The 1,134-nt window shown below is 57.1% G+C and carries 1 protein-coding gene; it reads right to left on the reverse strand.

Annotated features, from left to right (window positions below; all coding sequences use genetic code 11):
* The coding region (locus K6T64_RS16795) for a motility associated factor glycosyltransferase family protein (protein WP_288011401.1) at nt 1–1,079 on the reverse strand (1,079 nt) is incomplete at its 3' end.
* Nucleotides 1,080–1,134: the final 55 nt, after the last annotated feature.

The following is a 1,134-nucleotide window of genomic DNA, read 5'->3' on the forward strand; positions in this document are numbered from 1 at the left end:
AGATCCTGACCCACCAGACAGATGGGATCGCAACCCATTTGAACCAGCACATCGAACAGGGTGGTGGCCACGGAACCACCGGTTCGAACCAAAGGTTCTCCGACCTTTGATGCCCATTCTTCGGCTGGTGGATAGTCCTTTTGGTAGACGATAAACCGCGGCCCCCCGTACCCCTCCGGTACGCCTGGATAAACGGTGCTGAGAACAAACATGGGGATGTCCGGCGGAGCTTGCTCCACCTGTCCGATCACTTTCGGTTGGGGATCGGTGATCATGAAGAAGTCCGGCACCACGCCGCGCTGACGCAGCGGCCCCAACGCCGTGCCGACACACCCAATCAAGCAGTGCTTCCTCGCCTCCTGCAACAAGTCCACATTTTTGACCAGAGACGGACCGGCGGAAACCAGGACGGCGGGCACGTCGGGGAACTGCCCGATAAACCGGCCTATGCCCGACAACCCCAGGCGAACATTGGCGGCAAAATTGTCTTCCATCAAGGGACGGAAAGCGATCACACTTTTAAGGTGGGCCAGGAGCCCTTCCAAGGCCAGGCGAAACCCATCCAAGTGGTTCGGGATCACGCGAAGGGACGGTTCATGAATGATCCATGCCGGCGCGACCGCCTCCCACTCGGCCGCCCGTTCCGCCAGCCGGGCCGGACGGTCTGTTACCGTGAATCGCACCCTATCGTCGCCGATCAGGTCTGTAAAATCGTCGTGTTTTAAGATCTGCTTGAAGAGAGACACATTCGTCTCTACGACATCCACTTCGACTTCCTCTGCGGGCAACAGTTCCAGCAAGGCGCGAATATGATGACCGCAGCCAAATCCGTACACAACGATTCTGGACGAAAGCTCTTGACTCCCGAGCTGAGCGGCCACCATTCGTTTCGCCTCGGCAAGAGGATCGTACCGGCTGTGGAATAGGAACTCGGCAGTATCCGCGAAAACCTTGCACGTCATTGCGCCGTTTTTCGCCGCCAAAAATTGAACGCGGCCCGGCTCCTCGTCCAATTCCGGGGAATCCAGAACGTGGCAGGACCGGGCCGCCAGATGCAGCAGATTGTTCTCAAGAAACATGATTTGCTGTCGTCTCCTGCAAAAAAGTAAGATAGTTCTCCAAAAGAGGTTTAAG

The sequence above is a fragment of the Kyrpidia sp. genome, from assembly GCF_023512215.1.
GTDB lineage: Bacteria > Bacillota > Bacilli > Kyrpidiales > Kyrpidiaceae > Kyrpidia > Kyrpidia spormannii.